General features: G+C 26.7%; 19 protein-coding genes and 1 pseudogene. All 20 read right to left on the bottom strand.

From position 1 onward, the window contains the following. Positions 1-84 precede the first annotated feature (84 nt). Complete coding sequence (locus CHF27_RS08720; protein WP_095406891.1) at positions 85-1,779, bottom strand: Ig-like domain-containing protein; 1,695 nt, start codon at positions 1,777-1,779, stop codon at positions 85-87. Positions 1,780-1,890: 111 nt separating this feature from the next. After that, on the bottom strand, positions 1,891-2,178 hold the full coding sequence (locus CHF27_RS08715; RefSeq protein ID WP_095406892.1) for a carboxypeptidase regulatory-like domain-containing protein: 288 nt from the start codon (positions 2,176-2,178) through the stop codon (positions 1,891-1,893). 16 nt (positions 2,179-2,194) lie between these two features. Further along, complete coding sequence (locus CHF27_RS08710; protein ID WP_095406893.1) at positions 2,195-2,476, bottom strand: hypothetical protein; 282 nt, start codon at positions 2,474-2,476, stop codon at positions 2,195-2,197. 97 nt (positions 2,477-2,573) lie between these two features. Next, complete coding sequence (gene pseI, locus CHF27_RS08705) at positions 2,574-3,614, bottom strand: pseudaminic acid synthase (RefSeq protein WP_095406894.1); 1,041 nt, start codon at positions 3,612-3,614, stop codon at positions 2,574-2,576. Then, complete coding sequence (pseG, locus tag CHF27_RS08700) at positions 3,601-4,647, bottom strand: UDP-2,4-diacetamido-2,4,6-trideoxy-beta-L-altropyranose hydrolase (RefSeq protein WP_095406895.1); 1,047 nt, start codon at positions 4,645-4,647, stop codon at positions 3,601-3,603. The genes pseI and pseG overlap by 14 nt, the downstream gene beginning before the upstream one ends. 14 nt (positions 4,648-4,661) lie before the next feature. Beyond that, positions 4,662-5,090, bottom strand: a complete 429-nt coding sequence (locus tag CHF27_RS08695) for a GNAT family N-acetyltransferase (RefSeq protein WP_158534739.1) — start codon at positions 5,088-5,090, stop codon at positions 4,662-4,664. A gap of 2 nt (positions 5,091-5,092) precedes the next feature. Then, the gene (locus tag CHF27_RS08690) at positions 5,093-5,845 is read right to left on the bottom strand and encodes a cytidylyltransferase domain-containing protein (protein WP_095406897.1); all 753 of its coding nucleotides are present in this window, start codon (positions 5,843-5,845) and stop codon (positions 5,093-5,095) included. Positions 5,846-5,852: 7 nt separating this feature from the next. Continuing rightward, complete coding sequence (gene pseC / locus CHF27_RS08685) at positions 5,853-7,049, bottom strand: UDP-4-amino-4,6-dideoxy-N-acetyl-beta-L-altrosamine transaminase (protein ID WP_095406898.1); 1,197 nt, start codon at positions 7,047-7,049, stop codon at positions 5,853-5,855. Positions 7,050-7,307: 258 nt separating this feature from the next. Beyond that, entirely contained in the window at positions 7,308-8,315 is a 1,008-nt protein-coding gene (gene pseB / locus CHF27_RS08680; protein WP_095406899.1) for a UDP-N-acetylglucosamine 4,6-dehydratase (inverting), read from the bottom strand. A 247-nt stretch (positions 8,316-8,562) separates the two neighbouring features. Further along, positions 8,563-10,275, bottom strand: coding sequence for an LPXTG cell wall anchor domain-containing protein (locus CHF27_RS08675; protein ID WP_095406900.1), 1,713 nt, complete (start codon positions 10,273-10,275; stop codon positions 8,563-8,565). Between the two features lie 326 nt (positions 10,276-10,601). Beyond that, on the bottom strand, positions 10,602-12,326 hold the full coding sequence (locus tag CHF27_RS08670) for an ABC transporter ATP-binding protein (RefSeq protein ID WP_095406901.1): 1,725 nt from the start codon (positions 12,324-12,326) through the stop codon (positions 10,602-10,604). A 2-nt stretch (positions 12,327-12,328) separates the two neighbouring features. Beyond that, positions 12,329-14,071, bottom strand: a complete 1,743-nt coding sequence (locus CHF27_RS08665) for an ABC transporter ATP-binding protein (protein ID WP_095406902.1) — start codon at positions 14,069-14,071, stop codon at positions 12,329-12,331. A gap of 160 nt (positions 14,072-14,231) precedes the next feature. Further along, on the bottom strand, positions 14,232-15,227 hold the full coding sequence (locus CHF27_RS08660) for a helix-turn-helix domain-containing protein (RefSeq protein WP_095406903.1): 996 nt from the start codon (positions 15,225-15,227) through the stop codon (positions 14,232-14,234). Between the two features lie 296 nt (positions 15,228-15,523). Continuing rightward, positions 15,524-16,222, bottom strand: a complete 699-nt coding sequence (locus tag CHF27_RS08655) for a YczE/YyaS/YitT family protein (protein WP_095406910.1) — start codon at positions 16,220-16,222, stop codon at positions 15,524-15,526. 385 nt (positions 16,223-16,607) lie between these two features. Then, positions 16,608-16,886 (bottom strand): hypothetical protein, encoded by a 279-nt coding sequence (locus tag CHF27_RS08645; RefSeq protein WP_199533649.1) that lies wholly within the window; start codon positions 16,884-16,886, stop codon positions 16,608-16,610. 35 nt (positions 16,887-16,921) lie between these two features. Further along, positions 16,922-17,710 (bottom strand): hypothetical protein, encoded by a 789-nt coding sequence (locus CHF27_RS08640; protein WP_095406904.1) that lies wholly within the window; start codon positions 17,708-17,710, stop codon positions 16,922-16,924. Positions 17,711-17,730: 20 nt separating this feature from the next. Continuing rightward, positions 17,731-19,929, bottom strand: a complete 2,199-nt coding sequence (locus CHF27_RS08635; protein WP_095406905.1) for a heavy metal translocating P-type ATPase — start codon at positions 19,927-19,929, stop codon at positions 17,731-17,733. A gap of 20 nt (positions 19,930-19,949) precedes the next feature. Next, the gene (locus CHF27_RS08630; RefSeq protein ID WP_243444980.1) at positions 19,950-20,330 is read right to left on the bottom strand and encodes an HMA2 domain-containing protein; all 381 of its coding nucleotides are present in this window, start codon (positions 20,328-20,330) and stop codon (positions 19,950-19,952) included. Positions 20,331-20,360: 30 nt separating this feature from the next. Next, entirely contained in the window at positions 20,361-20,924 is a 564-nt protein-coding gene (locus CHF27_RS08625; RefSeq protein WP_095406906.1) for an HMA2 domain-containing protein, read from the bottom strand. Between the two features lie 302 nt (positions 20,925-21,226). After that, positions 21,227-21,540 (bottom strand): annotated as a pseudogene (locus tag CHF27_RS08620) (choline-binding protein D); the annotation flags it as partial.

Genomic DNA, 21,540 nt, shown 5'->3' with positions numbered 1-21,540 from the left:
TATTAAGGATTTATAAATCCTTAATATATGTATATTCTCAAATCGCACTAATGTTACTTTATTCTACTTTTTGTCGTATATTAATTAGTTTTTTACTAATCCAATAGTTCCACTTATTTTAAACAAATAATACTTATTAGAATAATTTTTATCAATTTCATATTTAGGATTTAATATTATTTTAAATTTATTTATATCAAAGTCTTCATCTTTACTTAAACAAAATTCTAAATGTGAAGATATTTCACTCTTTTGCAGAGCATATATTTTTAAGTTTTCCATACATGCTTTAGTGGTATAAAGAGCTATAGAGTAAGTTATACATAAATATAAGCTTATTTTTTTATACTCTACAATTGAATTTACCTTTTCTTTGCAATCTGGTAAGATTACATCAACATTAAAATTCTCAATATTTTCATCTATATATAAATCTTTTATTATAGGATTATTTCCATAGCATATAATGTTTTCAAGTTCGTCAATATTTAATTCTTCTTTATTTACCTGAATAAGTAAATCAATTTCACCTATTTTTATAATTTCATTACTCACATTTATACTACAAATAGCTGATTTAGTTTCATCAAGCATAGAAATTACAATTATTTTTGTTTTTCCTTTACCTACTGCTGATACTAATCCATTTTTATTAACTGTTGCTACAGTTGTATCTTCTGATAAATATTTTACTTTTTCAAAATTAGATATATTAGCATGTACTTCAGGATTTATAGTTACAATAGAAGTGATTATTTTAGATTCTCCTATATATAGGTCTAATGATGTTGGATTAACTTGTATTTTATCTATCTTTATAATTACTTTCCCTGTAATTTCTCCATTTGAGCCTCCTCCTATATCATTTGCATTTCCTGCTTTGTCTGCAGTTATTTCTCCATCATTTAAAATTAATTTTCCACTAAAATTTCCATTATATCCTCCTCCTATTCCTGCTCCTCCATATTTTTCTAAATATAAACCTCCTTTCGCCGTTATACTACCTCCATTTATAATTACTTCTCCGCTTAGATTTCCTCCTTTGGTTATATTAATTGCTCCTCCTATTCCTGAGGCTCCTTCTCCTCCTATAGCTAATACTTCTCCTTTATTTATTATTAATTTACCACTTAAATTAGCATCATATCCTCCTCCTATTCCTGCTCCTATTCCATATTTTCCTGCTACTGAAGTTATTTTTCCACCATTTATAATTACTTCTCCGCTTAAATCTCCACTACATCCTCCACCAATTCCAGATCCTCCATAATTACCAGATGTTATATTTAAATTTCCATCATTTATAGTTACATTTCCACTTAAATTTCCTCCTCTTATTGTTCCATTTCCCCCTCCTATTCCTGCTCCTTCTCTTGTTGATAATATATTTATAATTCCTCCTTCTATTATCAATTCGCCATCCAAATCATCTCCATATCCTCCTCCTATTCCTGCTGCTGATGTTCCCGACTCTATATTTAAACTAGACAAATTTTCTTCACCTTTTATCAAAACTTTACACTTACCATTCATCTGTATGCCCGCATAGTTATCACCACTTTTAAGTTTATTTTCACCTCTAAGTGAAATGATTACATTTCCAGACTTATCTACATCAATTGCTGCCTTTGATTCTTTACTTACGTCTATATCTACATTATCTAAAATTATAGTCGCCTTAGAATTCACATGTATATTATGTACTTTACTACTCCCTATAATTTCATACTCACCTATACTATCTATAGTCACATCCCCATTTGATATATTCAGTTTCACTTATTTTCACTACCTTTCTAACAATTTCTAGCATAACAATTTATTGCACTAATAAATTTGAGTTTAAATACATAAAAAGGTTGTTTACTCTTCCTTATTAAAAATCTATAACTAAGAATAAACAACCAACACATAGGATTTACCTGTTAAAAGTGAAATACCATAGCTTCCATCTTCAATAGTAAAAGTCACTCCTATACTATATTTTTGGGGTGGATTTGTACTGTTATCTACTTCAAAAACTTCTATAGCTGCATTTGGAAGTGTTTCTCCTTTTGGAGTATATACAATTCCTTTTAGAAAAAAATATTTATTATTCGCTAAAGTTGTATTAATATTTAAAACTTCATTTTCAACTAAGTTTTTCCCTGATATTATAATTTTTTTTGACTCACTCATATAATTTCTCCTATTACTAATTTAGTGGCGAAAATATAGCTAGTTCATAAAACTTATCGTTGAAAGCATCTATAGTAAATGAATAAAATCCATATTCATCTGTAAAAGTAAAACCTAGAAATTTAGTTATTTTTGTATCTGGGTCGATTTCCGAAATTTGAACAAATGCTCCATATACAAATTCATTTCTTTCATTATATATAGTTCCTTTTACAGTATATGTTTTATTTTCAGCATTATTTTCATATACTTCAACTGCATCAATTGTATTTTGGGTTCTAATGTCTATATCTGCCATCCTATTTCCTCCATGTAGTATCTTAAATATGTCTCTTATTTCCAGTATATGATTTTTTCTAAATTTAGAAACTACTTTAAATATATATAAATTATATTTAATCAATTAATTGAAAAGTTAATGGTGTACCTTTTTTAACATATCTATTTACCTTTTTACCTAAAATTTCATTATAGTACCTTGGATGCAATCCAAAACCTGGTCTTATTGATTTCACATTATCTTTAGTTAGTTTCTCCCCACATTTAATATCTTCAACTATAAATAAAGACCTTGAAAGTTCTCTACTTTTTTTCTTATTGTCTGTTAATTCATAATCTATAAATCCTATAGCCTTTTCTACTTTTCTAATAGAGTCTACCATTTCTTTAAATTGATGTGGTTCTAATGAAAAGGATGCATCAGGTCCTCCTATACTTCTATCCAATATAAAATGTTTTTCTATAACTTTTGCACCTAAGCAAACTGCTGTTATAGGAACTTCTATATTTATAGTATGATCTGATAAGCCTGATAAAACATTAAATCTATTTTTTAAATCTGGTATAGTTGCTAGATTTGCATCTTCTATTTTAGATGGATACTGAGATGTGCATTTTAATAAAATTATATCGTTATTTCCTTTTTTTCTACATGCGGTAACTGCTTCTTCTATATCTTTTATACTTGCTATTCCTGTAGATATTATAACTGGCTTGCCTTTAGATGCTATATATTCTATAAGTGGTATATCTGTTATTTCAAAAGATGCTATTTTATATGCTGGCATATTTAAAGTTTCTAAAAAATCTACTGCACTTTTGTCAAATGGACTTGAAAAACAAATCAATCCTAGACCCTGTGCATATTCTTTAAGTTCATTTTGCCACTCCCACGGTGTATATGCTTCTTTATATAAATCATAGAGTTTTTTTCCATCCCAAATAGTTCCTTGTTTTATTTGAAAGTATTCATTATCACAATCAATAGTCATTGTATCAGCAGTATAAGTTTGTAATTTTATAGCATCTGCTCCACATTCTTTAGCTGATTTTATAGTTTTTTTTGCAATTTCTATATTGTGGCCATGATTTGCTGATAATTCAGCTATTATAAAACACGAAGAGTTGTTATCTATTTTAAAGTTATCTATTTTCATATTTATCCTCCAAACTATGTTGGTACTTTATTATTTCATCAACTATATTTATAACTCCATTACTATCTATACTACTTGATGATATTTTACTCATCTTCGCTCTTATATCTATGTTATTGATAAGTCTTATAACTGCTTTATTTATTTTAGATAAATCTATTTCATTGTATTTTCCTAAATTTATCATCATACCTAAATCATTTGCTTTTTTTGCTATATTAACTTGATTATCAACTTGTGGAATTAATATCGTTGGTACTCCTAATACTCCTAATTCATATATTGTTGTTCCCGATGCAGAAATTGCCAAATCACACTTTTCCATGACTTCTTTCATATTAATCGGATTGAATATAAGATTTATATTATTATTTTTTTTAGCTATATTAATTAAATTCTCTTTATATTTAAATACATTTGAAACTACTACATCTATAATTATATTATATTTTAATTTTGATAAACTTTCTAAAGCTATAGGTGTGAAATTATTTACATCCACTCCTCCCATACTAACTAATATTCTATCTACATTAGGTTTTATTTCTATTGGATTTATATCTTGAAACTCTTTTCTAAGTATAGAATATTTAGTTCCAAGTAATGTAACACAACTTTTATTCTTGAGTTTATAATTTAAATCTTTAGCATGTATATTAGCATTTATAACTATATCACTTGGATATTCATACAAACTATTATCATCTATAGATATTAAAATTTTAGAAATCATTTTTAATCTTTCTAAATATTCATTGCTTAGCCAATATGAATCCGTTAAAATACAATTTATTTTTAGTCCTTTTAAAATTTTTTCAATTTCTTTTATTTCATCCTTTATATCTATAGATTTTATATTTATATATTGTAAATTGTGTGAGCTTAATAAATCGCTTACACTTTCATTTTGTTTAGTTATAAAGATTGGTTTAATTCCTCTAGCATTAAATTCTTTTGCTATAGATGTACATCTCACTATATGACCCATTCCTTTATTACAGTCACCATCTGCCCTTATTCCTATATACTTCATACAACACCTCTAAATTATATAGACACAAACTTTATATATTCTTTTTCAATAATTTTTTTGTATCCTGCACCTTCAAACGCTTTAATTGATGCAATATTATCATGTTTTACTAGTCCTACTAATTTTTTACCTTTCATAAATTCCTTTATATATATAAGAATTTGCTTTCCTATTTTTTGTCCTCTAAATTCTCTAGCTATACTATAACTTATAATATATTCTTCTTGATTTTTTTCAATTCTAATTACTCCCACATCACAATCATCCTTTAGTATTATATATAACTTAGTATTTTCTTCTTGTAATTTTTTTTTCAACCATAGTTTATGTTCTTGTATATCTATATTCTCTGAATTAAAGGAGTTTTTTCTTACTGCTTCATCATTAATCCATTTAAATAATAAATAACAGTCTTCGTAAGTTACTTTCCTCAAATTAAGCAAACTCACTCCTCCTCAATTATCTTTTTTTGTTCAATATCTTTATTTATATAATACAATTTAGGATTTTTCTCCATAAATTTTACTACTTCATCTAAATAAAAATCATGCTTTCCTTTATAGAAATGCTCATATATTTTTTTTATTAATATATAATCCTCTTTCGTATCTACAGTCCATCTATACTTTGAATAATCAAATTTATTTAAATAATAATATATATTTTCAGCATGTTCATATATATATGGTGTTACATGTTCTCTTTGGTAGGTTTTATTTGCATTTTCATTGGCAAGTCTAAGCATTTTAAATGAAAACACTTCAGTATCTAGTCCTCTAGGATATGTTCTTTTTGATAAATCAGCTACAGCATTTGTTACAATATCATAGCTATTTTCTAAATAATATTTAACTAAATTATCTATAATATTAGGATCTATAAGTGGACAATCAGATGTTATTCTAACAATTACATCAGCTCTCCTTGATTTAGCTGCACCATAATATCTACTTAAAACATCTAATTCATTTCCTCTAAAATATAATACACCTATTTTATTTACTTCTTTGACTATATCATCATCTTTATCTAAATCAGATGTTGCTATTACTATCTCGTCTATATATTTACTTTGTTTTACCCTTTCAACCACATGAGCTAAAATAGTCTTTCCTTTTATATTTTTTAATACTTTTCTAGGAAGTCTTGTTGAACCTACTCTAGCTTGAATAATTGCCACTACTTTTTTCTGACTCATTGCACTCCTACTTTCTATAATAATCTAAAACCTTATTTACAGCTTTTATTACATCACTAAAATCTTTGTCATCCATTTTTGGATAAAGTGGTAAAGTTATTATAGACTTATAAAGTTTTTCGGCTATTGGACATAATCCTTTTTTGTAACCCAATTTTTGATAATATGGATGTAAGTATACAGGCAAATAATGTACATTTACTCCTATATTTTCAGCAAGCAAAGCTTCAAATATCTCTTTTCTACCTACTATAAACTTATCTAAATCAAGATTTATTATATATAAATGTCTGCTAGTATCTGAAAATTCCTCTTCTTTTTGAATAATAATTCCATCTATCTTACTTAATTCTTCATCGTACATATTAACCAGTTCTTTTCTTCTTTTTATAAAGTCATCTATCTTATCAAGTTGACTTATCCCAAGCGCACATTGTAAATCAGTTATTCTATAATTATAGCCTAAATCTATTTGCTCATAATACCACGGACCTTTATCTTTATTATTCATAAAATCTTTATTTTTGGTTATACCATGTGTTCTAAATAATATTAACTTTTCATAAAATTTTTCACTATTTGTAGTTATCACTCCTCCTTCTCCTGAAGTTATTGTTTTTACAGGATGAAAACTAAATTCCGTCATATGTGATATGCTTCCAATATGTTTATCCTTATATTTTGTTCCAAGTGCATGAGCAGCATCTTCTATTACTATAAGATTATACTTTCTTGCAAGTTCTAATATCGGATCTAAATTCACACTTTGGCCTGTAAAATGTACAGGTATTATAGCTTTAGTTTTGTTAGTTATTTTTTTCTCTATTTCTTTTGGATTTATATTATAGGTATGTGGATTTATATCTGCGAATATTGGCTTACCACCACAATATAATATACAATTAGCTGAAGCAGCAAAAGTAATCGGTGATGTTATAATCTCATCTCCATTTTTTATTCCTGCTGCATAACAAGCCGAATGCAGGGCTGCTGTTCCATTAGATACTGCTACAGCATACTTTGCACCTACATACTTTGCTACTTTATCTTCAAATTCTTTTATTTTTGGGCCTGTAGTTAAATACTTTCCATTTAATACATTTACAACAGCTTCTATATCATTTTTGTCTATATATTGTTTTCCATATGGTAAGTAAGTACTTCTTACCGGCTTGCCTCCATGTATAGCCAAATTGTTTTCCATATAAATAACTCCTCTATTATATATTCGTTATATGTTTTAAAATTGTAATTATTAATCTAAAAATTTAGTTGCAATAATAGCATTTTGGGATAATAAGCATGGTATATCTTTTATTACTGGATATGCTAATAAACTTTCTTCTGAGAAGTACGCATTGTTCTTAAAAATAAGATCTGATTTTGTTATTGGGGAACAAATTGGATTTGAAATTTTATCATTAGTTAATTTTAAACAATATTCATTTTTTCAATCCTCCAATTAATATATCCCTACACTATTTAATTCTTCTCTTAATTGATTTACACTTAACCATTGTGTGTTAGTTCTAGAATTATATTCAAATCCTTCTTTTATAAGCTTTCCACCTTGTATAAAGAATCTTTCTTTATTCCACCATTGAAAATTAGGATATATTATATAATGTTTTTCATATTCATAAGTAGTTCTTGAATCATCTTTAGTTATCATTATCTCATGTAGTTTTTCTCCTTCTCTTATACCAATCTGTTTAAGCTCACAGTTTGGCAATATAGCGTGTGCTAAATCTTTTACTTTAAATGAAGGTATCTTTGATATATATGTTTCACCACCTTTTGATTCATTTAATGCTTTTAATACTAAATCAATTCCTTCATCTAGACTTATCCAAAACCTTGTCATCTTAAAATCCGTAATAGGTAATTCTGTACAACCTTGATCTATCAAGCTTTTAAAAAAAGGTATTACTGAACCTCTACTACCTGCAACATTTCCATATCTAACTATTGAAAATATAGTTCCTTTATTTGCTGCATATGCATTTGCAGATATAAATAGTTTATCTGAAACTAACTTAGTCCCACCATATAAGTTTATAGGATTTACTGCTTTATCAGTAGATAATGCAACAACCTTCTTTATTCCTCTATCTATAGCAGCGTCAATTACGTTTTGTGCTCCATGTATATTAGTTTTTATAGCTTCAAAAGGATTATATTCACACGTTGGAACTTGCTTCATTGCAGCTGCATGTATTATATAATCAACTCCATCAAAAGCTCTATATAATCTATCCTTATCTCTTACATCTCCTATAAAAAATCTCATTTTATTTATTTTGTCAGGAAATTTCATGGATAGTTCTTTCCTAAATATATCTTGCTTAAATTCATCTCTTGAAAAAATTATTATCTTTTTTGGATTGTATTTATTTAATATTCTCTTGGTGAATTCTTTACCAAACGATCCTGTCCCTCCTGTAATAAGTATTGATTTATTATTTAACATAATATATCTCCTTTTATACAAATCTAATTATCCAAATTAATTAATATTCAATATAGTATATTACTGAACAAGCCTAGTTTGTGATATATATTTTATATAATGTTAAAAATAAGTCCCAAAACCTAAAAAGCTATAGGTAAATTTATTTTTACACAAATTTACCTATAGCTTTTATTTTTAAATCTAAATCTAAATCAACTTAATTAATTCTATTTTACTGATTTATTTATTTTTTTTAATTAATTATTTATTTTCTTTTTTTATTTATTACAAGTCCTGCTACTGAGGAAATTCCCAGTCCTAAAAATCCTAACAAAGACATATCTCCTGTTTTAGGGTTATTACTATTATTTAATACCTTACTTTTTTTATCTGATGATTTTTTAATTATATTTGATTGTTTATTTTCTTTGTCTGATGATTTGTCAACTGAATTTATTGATTTATTATCTTTGTCTGTTGTGACCTTTTCTTGATTTGTTTTATTTTTATCTTCGTCTGTTGTGTCCTTATCTTGATTTGTTGGATTTTTATCTTCGTCTGTTGTTGATTCTCCACCTGAACTTGATGATCCTCCTGACTTTTGTGAATCTCTATCTGAGCTTGATGGTCCTCCTCCTGGTTTTATTGGATCTATAGGATTTACTGGCACTTCTGGTACTTCTGGTTGTTTCTCTATTAAACTATAATATTTATGATATAATTCCATAGCAGTATAAGAAGTCCAAGTATTTATATTAAATTTATTTGCATCAACTAAGTTTCCTAATGCATCTAAAGCCACTATTTTTTCTTCTCTACTTAAGTTACTTTCAAAGGCATATATAACCTTATCCATAGATTCTCTCATTTTAGAAGCTAGTTTAGCAGTTTCATCTACTTGGCCTAGATGTGCTTTTAAATTATCCATATGTTGTGTATAATTTTCTAACCCTTCTAATACATACAATCCTTCTAATCTATCAGATGGTGCTTGTGCAAATGCTACCATTCTATCAAAGTTATCTTTCATCGTTAAATCTTTGTTTTCCTTACAATTTACAGCTTCTCTTACTTCTTCTATTGCGTATCCTAATTGAATTACTGATTCATCTAATTCCTTATTCCAATTAGCATACAAATCATGATACATTTTATATGCTGATTCTGTTGTATATGTATTTAAATTTAGTCGTTCTTCATTAGCTATAGTTCCTAATATATCTAATACTATTTGCTTATTTTTTAATATATCTTTTCTTGCTGGCTCAAATACTGTTTTTACATTTTCAATTGACTGTGTCAATCTTGCCGCAGATAATTTCTTTGACTCTACTTCTTTTAATGTTTCTGTTATCCAGTCTATATGTTCTTTTTCATTAGAGTTTGCTAAATTCTTATCTATTGATTCTATTCTTTGTTTTGCTGCCTCTGCGAATTTATCTAATCTCTCAAGATTCATTCCTAATGTTAAATCTTCATCATCTATCAAATTTACAGATATTCTCATTTCTTCTATCGCCATAGATAATTGTTCTCTATCTGATTCATTTAATTTGTCTTTTACTTTATCTTCTGTGTTTGTATCTACTTCTTCTGTTGTCTCTGATTTTTGTGTTGTTTTTGTTGCTTCCTTTGTTTCTGTTTTTTCTTTTACTTCTGTTGATTCTTCTAATTTTTCTTTTTGTTTTGTTTCTAATTCTATAGCTGATTTTTCTGTATCTTTTACTGTTAACTCTGATTTTGTGTCTGTACTTTCTTTAACTATAGTTTGATTTTCTGCATCTTTATTTTCTGTAGTTTTATTTTCTATAACTGTAGTTGGTTCGTTTGTATCATTTTTTATTGTACCTTCTATCACCGTATCTGATTGTATTTCATTTGCATTTGCTATTAATGGTGCTGACATTGTTATTGATGTTATTATTGCTGCTGAAGCTATCTTATATTTATTTCTAAAATTTCTACTTGCTTTAGGCATTTTTAACTCCCCCGACTTAAATATTTCCTTATATTGTTTACTAATTTATCTCTTAAATATATGATAACAATTTGCTTTTCAAATTAAATCAGCACTCAGTATACATTTTTGCTATACTTTAGTGTATTTTTTACGTTTTAAAGCACTAAAATAAAAATAAGCACTTATATCTCAGTGACATAAGTACTTATTTTTAACCTATCCTATTTATTTATCATTCTTAGCTAGATATTTATACAAAAAAATATTAATGTGTATTTATTCAACTAAAATAATGGCTCCAAAACTATTTCTAATAATTCTGATGCCACTATTTTTAATTTTATTTATATTGACCAGTTTTTAGCTTCCTCCATTTGATTGTACATATCATAATATCTTTTTTTATTTTGTATCAACTGATCATGCGTACCCTTTTCTTCTATTTCACCTTCATTTAACACTATAATTTGGTCTGCATCTTTTATAGTATTTAGTCTATGTGCTATCACTATAACAGTCTTATTTAATGTTAGTTTTTTTATAGCTTTTCTAATTTCCAACTCATTATCTGCATCAAGTGAAGCTGTAGCTTCATCCAATAATATTATAGGCGCATCTTTTAATATAGCTCTAGCTATAGATATTCGTTGCTTTTCTCCTCCTGATAAAGTTGACCCACCTTCTCCTATCATTGTATCGTACTTATTTTCTAGCTTTTCTATAAATTCATGACAATTTGCAATTTTTGCTGCTTCTATTATTTCTTCTTTGGTTGCATTTTGATTTCCTAATTTAATATTGTTATATATGGTATCATTTAATAAATATACATCTTGAAATACCATACTTATATGTTTTAATAAATTATTTGGATTTAAATCTTTTATATCTTTTTTACCTATTTTTATTTTTCCTTTATTTACATCCCAGAACCTAGCTATTAAACTAGTAATCGTTGTTTTTCCTGATCCAGAAGGTCCCACTAGAGCTGTAATAGTACCTTCATTTGCTTGAAAGCTCAAGTTTTGTATAGTCTTTTGATTTTTTTCATATTCAAAACTTACATTATCAAACTCTATATTATAATTTTCAAAGTTTAATTCTTCATATATACAACTCATTTCTGGCTGATTATAGATATTTATTAGTTTTTTTGATGCTAATTTTAAATATCTAAACTCTCCATATTTAGTAGAAAATGCTCTTAAAATATTAGTAAGTGCTATATTTATTATTATAAATGTTAAAAATTCTGTCTTTCCAATACTTCCTCCGCCAAATTCTATTGTCGCTATAAGTAGTAGTATAGGAAAGCTTAAGTCTACTATAACTTGAAATACAAGTACAAAAGGAACTATTGATATTTCAGTTCTTATACATTCCTTCTTTAAATTTCTAAAAGATTTTTCTAATCTTTCAAATTTTTCTCCTACTAGATTGTAAGATTTAAATACCTCTATTCCACTAATATATTCAACCATCCTTGATATAACATCATTCATTACTTTCTTTTTTTCTTTACCTATCTTAGTAACTTTATGTCCCCCCATTAAAATAATAGGAGTAGCAATAAATACAGCTAGTAGTTGAATAACACCTAAGTGGAAATCAATAAAAAATGTTATTGTAAGAAGATATATACTAAGAAGTACTGTTTTTATTAATTCATCCGTAGTATGAGTCATTATTTTTTCAAAATCTTGCAAATCATTAGTCATTATGTTAGATAAACTTCCTATACTATTTTTATTAAAAAAACCTAAATTTATATTTCTAATATGATCTCCTAAAGATATACGCATATTTTCTATTACACGAGCTCCCTTTTCCTGTATTCCTGTGTATCCTAGTGCATTAATCCAAGCTCTTGCTATAAAAGCTATAATCATTGATATCGAATAAATTTTAATTTTATAAAAACTAAATTTATAATTAATTAAGTCTAGTAGTACAAAATATAACATTGAATAAAAAAACATATTAAATAAAGTATCAGTGGTTAATAAAATTATAGGTTTTCTAAGCTTTTTTCTTTGTTCTCCTAATAATGTTTTTATATCTGATAGCATAATTATATACTCCTTTCTTCTAAAACTTCATAATCGTACATATCCCAAAGATGTCTATATAATCCATTTTTATTTATAAGGTAATTGTGATTTCCTTGTTCTACAATTTTTCCTTCATTTAAAACTACAATTTTATCTGCATTCTTTATTGTATATAACCTATGGGCTATAATTATAGCTGTTTTATTTTTCAATAAATTTCTAAGAGCTTCTTGTATTTTACTTTCATTTTCTATATCTGAATAAGAAGTTACTTCATCTAGAATTACTATCGGGCTATCTTTTAAAATTGCTCTTGCAATAGAAATTCTTTGCTTTTCGCCTCCACTAAGTTTAATTCCATTTTCGCCAAGAGATGTATTGTAACCATCAGGCAAACTCATTATAAAATCATGTATTTGTGCTTTTTTACTTACTTTAACTATATCTTCCATACTTGCATTAGAACCCATTCTAATATTTTCTAGTATGCTATCTTGAAGCATGAATACATTTTGAAATACAAAAGATACCTTATTCATAAGTTCTTCCATTTTAATATCTTTTACATCTATACTATCAATAGTAATATTACCTCTATTTATATCCCAAAATCTTCCTATTAATTGACCCAATGTTGTTTTTCCAGAACCTGAAGGTCCTACTAACGCAACTACAGTTTTAGGTTCTATTGTTAATGATAAATCTTTTATTACTTCTTTTTTATCATATTTAAAAGTAACATTATTAAACTCAACTTTACCGTTCATATTATCTGTTAACATTAGATTTCCTTCTGTCTGTACTTCTTGTTCAAGAATAGTTCTTACTTTGCCAGCACCTTCTAAAAGCATAGAAAAATTTGATCCAAATTCTAGCAATTGTCTAAATGAATTAAGAAAGCTTGAACTTAGAACTAAAAATAATATATAAGTCGATACATCTATACTCCCATTTAAAAACATTATTCCACCAATAGGTATTATAAATAAAAGCCCTGAATCTATGAGAACTAAAAATATTGCATACGTTGGAGCAAGCTTCATAGTTAATTCAATCCAGTAATCTGCATATTCTTCTGTTATGTCTTTATAGTTTTTAAATGATTTTGCAGTCAAATTAAAAGCTTTCATTATATTAATTCCATTTATATATTGAATAATAGACGAATTAAGTTTTTGAACTAAATCATGATAATGAATCATTCTTTCTTTCATTCCTCTAAACATAGCAATTTGACTTATAATACCTAGAATAACTGGAATAAATAACACTAAAGCTAATTTCCAATTTAAATATAAAAGATATAATATAATAATAATAGGAGTTACAACAGCTGAAGTTAAATCAGGAATTTGATGTGCTATAAAATTTTCTAATTTTTCTATATCCTCATTTATAGTTTTTTTAATTTCCCCAATTGTGTGCCCTGTAAAAAAACCTACATTAAGCTTTGAAATATGATTTATTGTCTTCATTCTAAGTTCATACAATATCGTATATGCCGCTATGTGTGAAAATACCCCTGATAATAAAAATATAGCCATTCTAATAACTACAATCACACTCACAATTATTGCTATAGATTTAATTTTTTCATAGTCTACTGTATCTTTAAAAAGTTCTAATATTATGTTATAAAGTAATATATATGGTACTATTGCAAGTAATGAACCTATTACACTAAATAAAGCAGCTATATATAATTTAATTTTTTCTTTACCAGATATCTCTAAAAGAAATCCTAAATTTGATTTTTGTTTCATAATTCTCTCCTTTCTAAACAATATTTTTCATCTAAAATAAGTATAAACGATAATCATTATCATATTCCACTCCAAAAAAAATAAAAACTGCTCCAAAAACAAAAACTTATTAAAGATTTTATTTAATGTAAAACATTTTTTATTTAATCATTTTTTATATTTAATTTTCTATATTTAATTTTCTATACTTTAAAGGTGTTATATTATTATATCGTTTAAATAAACTTGAAAATTTACTTGGATTTTCATATCCTATTTCATTCGCAATTTCTAAAATTGACATCTCTGTACTTTTTAATAAATATTTTGATTTTTCAATTCTTACTTTTTTAATATATTCATAAACCGTATCCCCTGTTATATTTTTAAATTCTTCTTGTAATTTATATATACTTATATTTAAGTAACTGGCTAATTCTTTAACTGAAGGTATGTTTTGAAAATTAGCTTCTATTATTTCTTTAGCCTTAATTACAATTTCTGTTTCTGTTTTATATTGTTTTAAATTAGTTGCCTTTTTTTCCTTAAACTTTTCTTGAAAAAATATGTCTAGAAACTCTATTGTTTTAAGCTTTAGTTTCATATATCCCATAATATTATCAACTGAAATAGAGTCTATTTCCTTAGCTAATTCTTTTATTTTTAAACTAGCCTTTTCTATTATCAATATATCCTCTTTAAATATGTTATTTGTGTATTTATTCCAATCTGTAATAATTCTATTTTCCCATATCGGATTTATCACATTTTTGATATTTTTTAAATTTATATGAATAGATATAGTTTGGCAGTTATTATATATAAATTTAAAATACTCTACATCATTTAGTGCTTTATATAAAAAAACATCTCCTTCTTTAAGTGTATATTCCTTATTCTGAGGCGATGAAAATATTTTTACACATCCACTATAACAATATCCAATCTCTAATATATCATCATTATGTTTTCTATTTTGAAAATACATGTCTGTTTTACTAATCTTAAGTGTTGAAATTTCTAATCCATCTTCTATTTTCATTCTATAAAAATTGCCTACCCCAAATTTTTTTGAAATAACATACTTTTTACCTAATAACTCCTCTGAGGTTCTACAACTTAATTCTTGTTCTATATATTTATAATACATATCTACAATATCTTGTTTTCCATTCATCATCATATCTCCTCATCTTACTTATATTTAATATATTCAAAAAAAGTATTTTTTATTAATAGATATACTCATATTCAATTGATGTTTATTATCACTAATTGAATTATATCATTCTTTTATTTATATTTCAAATTCCTACCTATATACTTTTATAAAACTTTCTACTTACAATAGCTCATACCTAATTACTATCTTGAACCACTTACATCTTTAAATTAAACTAAAAAATATGGCACCTATAAAATATAAGTGCCATATGATTGCTTAAATTTCTTTTTCATATTCAAATTGTAATTCTACTCATCATTTTCTATACTTAAACAATTTTGTTTTTTATTTATCTTATTCTTAACTGCATACCTTAAATATTTTATATCATCTATTATATATCTATGACAAATACTTGATACATCAAATTTAAATATCTTAAATATAAATTGTATGAAATGACCTAAGAATAAACTACTTATTATTGTTCCAATACCTACTTTACCTCCTAACAAGAAACCTATTGTAAGTGCTCCTATTTCAATTATATTCCTAACAAATCTAATAGATTTTCCAGTTTTTTTCTGAATAGCAACCATCATACCATCTCTTGCTCCAGTACCTATTCCAACGCCAATATATAAATAGCACCCTAAGCTCAATACAAGCATTCCTAAAAACATCATTATGATTCCTATACTAAAATTTGTTGATACTGGTACTATATTGTTCAACATAAATATATCAATGAACCATCCTATAATAATCATATTTAAAATAGTTCCCCACCCTACATTTTCTCCTATGATTATATTAAATAATACAACTATAATTGCAACTAGTATATTAGCTTGACCCATTGTTATTCCTACAAGTTTAGATATTCCTCCATGTAATACGTCCCAAGGAGCTAATCCTAAATTAGCATTTACCATTAAAACTATACCTAATGCACAAATTATAAATCCTAACATTAACCTTATAAACTTACATAATGTAAATTTCATTTTCATTCATCTCTTTTCTATAAATATAATTTATCCTCCAATAATAAAATAACATGACTTTGCCGTTATTCCAATATGTACTATAATTCCTATCATAATTAAAGTTTCCTCTAACTTCTTTTTTAATAAAATTAATCTTATGTCTAAAATTCTTATAACATCTGATACTTCACTTTTTTAGTCTTCTTGCTTAGTTTTTGCTATTACAATTTCTCTTATACATACATCTTGAGGCTGATTATATGCAAATTCTATGCAGTTGGCTATTATTATTTAATATAAATTAAGCTATCTATTATTAATAAAAAGGGTGTAGGTAAATTTATTTTCACACAAATCTATCTACACCCTATATTATCTTATTATTATCTCTATCCTATTTAAATTACTCTACTATTAGATTATTTTCTACATCAGAGTTTAAGTTTATTTCCTTCTCTGCTATTAAATCTTCTACTAACTCTTTAGTTTCCATTAATTCTTCTATAGACATATGCTTATACTCTTTATGATTAGCTGTTGGAACACTTATACCTTGCTCTCTTAAGAAATTATCTACTTGAGTTTGATTCTTCTTGTATAAGTAATATCCTGCAGCGCATATTCCTACTCCTACTAAAGCCCCTTTTACATGATCTTTATTTATTGTTTGTGGTATTATCATAATTCTTCCTCCTATATGTTAAATAAATTACTGACTTATTTTATATTGCAAAACACACCCTTATTTAAATTTCCTTGTCTTACTCTTAAATTTCCATTTAATCTACTATTTTGACTTTCTATTATTTCACTAGCAAATAGTTTAAAAGTATCTATTCTTTTCTCTTTTTCAATACTTGGTACTACAGATATGTCATAACATGATTCACTAGAGCATTGAGACTGAATTCTCTCAATGTTTATTATAAAACTTTCATAAGACTTTTGTAATATATGTCTACCAAATGTTGTTATCCATGTTATAAGTGAAGCATTAACCATATTACCTTTTCCAATTGAATTTGCTAAATACATAACAGACATTACTTCCGGATCTATAGTTCCCATTTGGCTCATTTCATGATAAGCATGTTCTCCTATAGCACCTACTGTAATCCCTGTTGCTATCCAGTTGACGAAATCTTGAACTTGATTTACTGGATTTAAAAATTTAATTATATTTGCTCCTAATATAGATATCATGGAGTAATATGAAAGTAATGGCATATTATTTTTATGACAATCTGATATAAACTTAATTTTAGATAAACCATACTCTTCAGACATAAATATAGCTATTTTTATTATAACATTCTCACTACTTATAGTCGCTGGATTAAACTTTATAAGCATTGATTTTATATGCTCATTATATCTAATATAAGTTATTCCCTCTACTCCTTGTATAAATTCTTCAGCTTGTTTAATATCTATTACCGGATGAGATATCTTTACTCTAATTCTACCCTCTAATTTATGTACCATTACTATTGTTGGATAATTCAAATTAATTCCACCCTTGCATTTTATTTTCTTATATTTTCTAAATTGGTAAATAATAATCTAATTGAGTTAGAAACTACAAATATTGTACTTGAATTATGAAGAACAGCTCCCCAGAACACTGGTAATACTCCTGCCGCACTAAATACTAACCCCAAACTATTTATACCTATTACAAGACCGAAATTTTGTTTAACTACACTCATTGTTTTTTTAGATAAATTCATTATAGCTGGTAAAGTCATCGGATCATCACTTTGTATCGTTATATCTGCAGTTTCTATTGCTGCATCTGTACAACTTCCGCCTAAAGATATCCCTACATTTGAATATGCAAGTGCAGGAGCATCATTTATACCATCTCCGACCATTATGACCTTTGAATTTTTAGATTGTAATTTAAGTATAGTTTTAGCTTTATCTTCTGGTAATAGTTCTGCTTTATATCCATCTATTCCCATTTTTTTAGCAACTATTTTAGCTTGTTCTTTTAAATCACCCGTTAATAAAAGTATTTCATCTACACCTTGATACCTTATATTATTAAGAGATTTTTTCATGTTTTCTCTCATTTTATCTTGTATTCCTATTATGCCTAATAACTTATTATTTTTAGCTACATAAATTATACTTTGACCTTTTTTCTTTAAGTCTCTAACCTCATCATTCAAAACATCCACATCTATATCATTTTCTTGTAAAAACAACCTATTTCCAACTCTTACTATATCTTCTTCAATATTAGTTTCTACACCCTTAGCTACATGTGTTATTATTTCGCCATGTTGTGGTACTTCAATACCTTGCATTCTAGCCTTAGAAAGTATTGCATTTGCCATAGGATGTGATGATGTTTCTTCTGCTGTTGCGGCAATTGCTATTAGCTCTTTGCAACTTACATCATCTACTGTAACCATATCTAAAACTTCTGGCTTTCCTTGTGTTAAAGTTCCTGTTTTATCTAAAATTAAAGTATCAGCTTCTGCTAATGCTTCTATATAATTTCCACCTTTTATTAAAACTCCATTTCTAACAGCAGTATTTATAGCTGCTGAAAAAGCCGTAGCTGTAGATAATTTTATACCACAAGAGTAATCTATTATCATCATATTTAATGCTCTTGTCATACTCTTAGTTGCAATATATGTCGCTCCAGCTAATACGAAATTAAATGGGATTAAATAATTTGAAAACTTATCTGCATAGTCTTGAATCTTAGCTTTATTATAAGCTGCATCTTCGACTAAATTTATAATTCTAGAAACTACAGTATTGTCTCCTGCTCTTTGTGTTTCAACAATTATATTACCGTTTTTAACCAACGTACCTGAAAACACTTCACTTCCAACCTTCTTGATATCAGGCATATACTCACCTGTTACAGCAGACTGATCAACTATAGCCTCTCCGTTTATCACAATTCCATCTACACATATTTTTTCGCCTGTATGAACTACTATCTTATATCCTACCTTAACATCATCTACTAATATACGTCTTACAGAACCATTTTCTTCTTGTTTCCATACATAATCTTCGTTCAAGTCCATCATATGCTTTATGGATTCTCTAGTCTTTTTCATTGTATAACTTGTCATAAATTCAGCTATATCAGATAAAAGTATTATAGTAAGTGCTGAGGTTCCCTTTCCTGTTAATATACTAGCTAAAATAGAAGATATCGTAAGTGTATCTGCATTAGGCTTTTTAGTTTTTAAAAGTCCACCTATTCCATCATTGAATAAAGATTTTGTAAGATACACTGCACCTATTGCTGGAACACTCAAAAACCTTTTATATATAGGATCTGTTGCACTAATCTCATTTTTTTTTGTAGCTAAAGAATATCCTATTAAAGATACATTTATAGCTAATCTTTTAGCAATATCTTTAACATCTTCTTCTCTTTCTCTAACTATTATATTTGATGCTTCTTCTTTTCTTTCTTCTTTATAAGCATATAATGAGTAACTAGACAGTACTTCTGTTACAATTTTCATCAAATCATCTTGATCAATCATATTACTATCATAATTTATAAGAATGTTCTTAGTTATATTATTTATGCTAGCTTTTTTAATTATTTTAGTATCTAATAAATCTCTTAAAATCTCTTCATTAAACTCGTTAAGATATCTTAACGCTCTACAATTAAGTCTTATCCTCCCCGTTAATGAGTGCTTTATAACTAATTTAAATAAATCTTGTTTCTTTACAAACATAATCTCTATTCACCTAACTTTTATATTGTATTTACAATTTCCCTCAGTTTTTGTTCTAATGTACCTACTACATAGCTTGCGTTGGTTTCTCCATATTCTTGAATAAGCTTTATATCTTGCAGTACTATTTCTAAAACTTTATTTATCCATTTTATAACCTTATCCTCATATACCTTAGTAGTATCATAATTTATCAATACACTACCTGTTAAATAATTAAACTCTACATGTTCTATTCCATCAAGAATCCTAATCCCTTGTATAACATATCTATCATATTCTCTAGCTTCTTTAGGTATCTTTGATGCATTACTAACTTTAAGCCTTATTCTTCCTGGTATTGTATGAACCACCTTAAACCTTGCAAAATGCTTTATTATATAATTTTTAAAATCTATCATCTCTATTAAATCTCCAGTCTTAGTAAATACTTAAATTTTATCAGCTAACCTAGAATATATCCACCATAAACATGTATATCCACAAGGTCTAATATCTGGTCTAGCTTTTATATCATACATAGCATAACCACCTACTAAAATCATTATCATTCCCTTTAAATCTATTATTCCATTAGTTTTTTCATGTACCGTACGATTTAGACTTTCTGCAATATTAATACTTTCTCTATCAATTAATGAATCTGTCCCTTTTTTAATTTGATTTTCTAATCCTAAAACTTTTAAAATAATTCCCATTATAAGTACTGGTTCTAGACTATGAACATCATATTCTACTAATATTGTCCCTATGCATTTATTTACTATAATTTTATTTATACCTGGTATCTTCTTACAAGTATCAACTAATGCTTTTTCTCCTGCTTCGTTGTTTTCTAAAACAGGGCAATTAAGTCTAATCCTACTCGGTATATAATGTTGTACTTCTAATATCCCCCTAAAATTTGGTAAGTTATTTTTAATCTTGTCCTTATTTGATTTTTCTCTAGATATTAAAAATCCAGAGGCTAATAAAGCTATCTTTACCATATTCATCTTCTATCCCCTCCTACTTTTTTGTAATAATTCAAATTATTTATATTGCGTCAAAATCTAATATTTTTTAAGTATATCATAAATTATATATATTTTTCCACTAAATACCTTTTTTTGCAATATTTAATCGTTTATATCTTATTTTAAACAAAATTCATTTTTATAACTTATAAAATATAATATAAATTAAGCTATCTATTTATTAATAAAAAGAATGCAGATAAATTTGTTTTTACACAAATCTATCTGCATTCTTGAATAATACCCTCAGAGCTAATATTCTCCTATAAAATCATTTTATTTTATTTTATTTTCATTCCAATTCCCGCAAAATTTATTTTCCATCCATCTACAATAATATTTTTAGCCATTTTGCCTGAATTATATAAGTAATACCATTTATTACCTACTTTTTCCCAACCTATTGACATTTCTCCATTATTTCTTAAATAGTACCATGTTCCATTTAAATTTATCCATCCTTTTTGCATTGCTCCTGAATTAGATAAATAGTACCACTTATTTCCTACTTTTTCCCAACCTGTTGACATTTCTCCGTTATTTCTTAAATAGTACCATGTTCCATTTAAATTTATCCATCCTTTTTGCATTGCTC

Source organism: Romboutsia maritimum, from assembly GCF_002251085.2.
Lineage (GTDB): Bacteria > Bacillota > Clostridia > Peptostreptococcales > Peptostreptococcaceae > Romboutsia_B > Romboutsia_B maritimum.
This window is presented reverse-complemented; position numbering and strand designations above follow the sequence as displayed.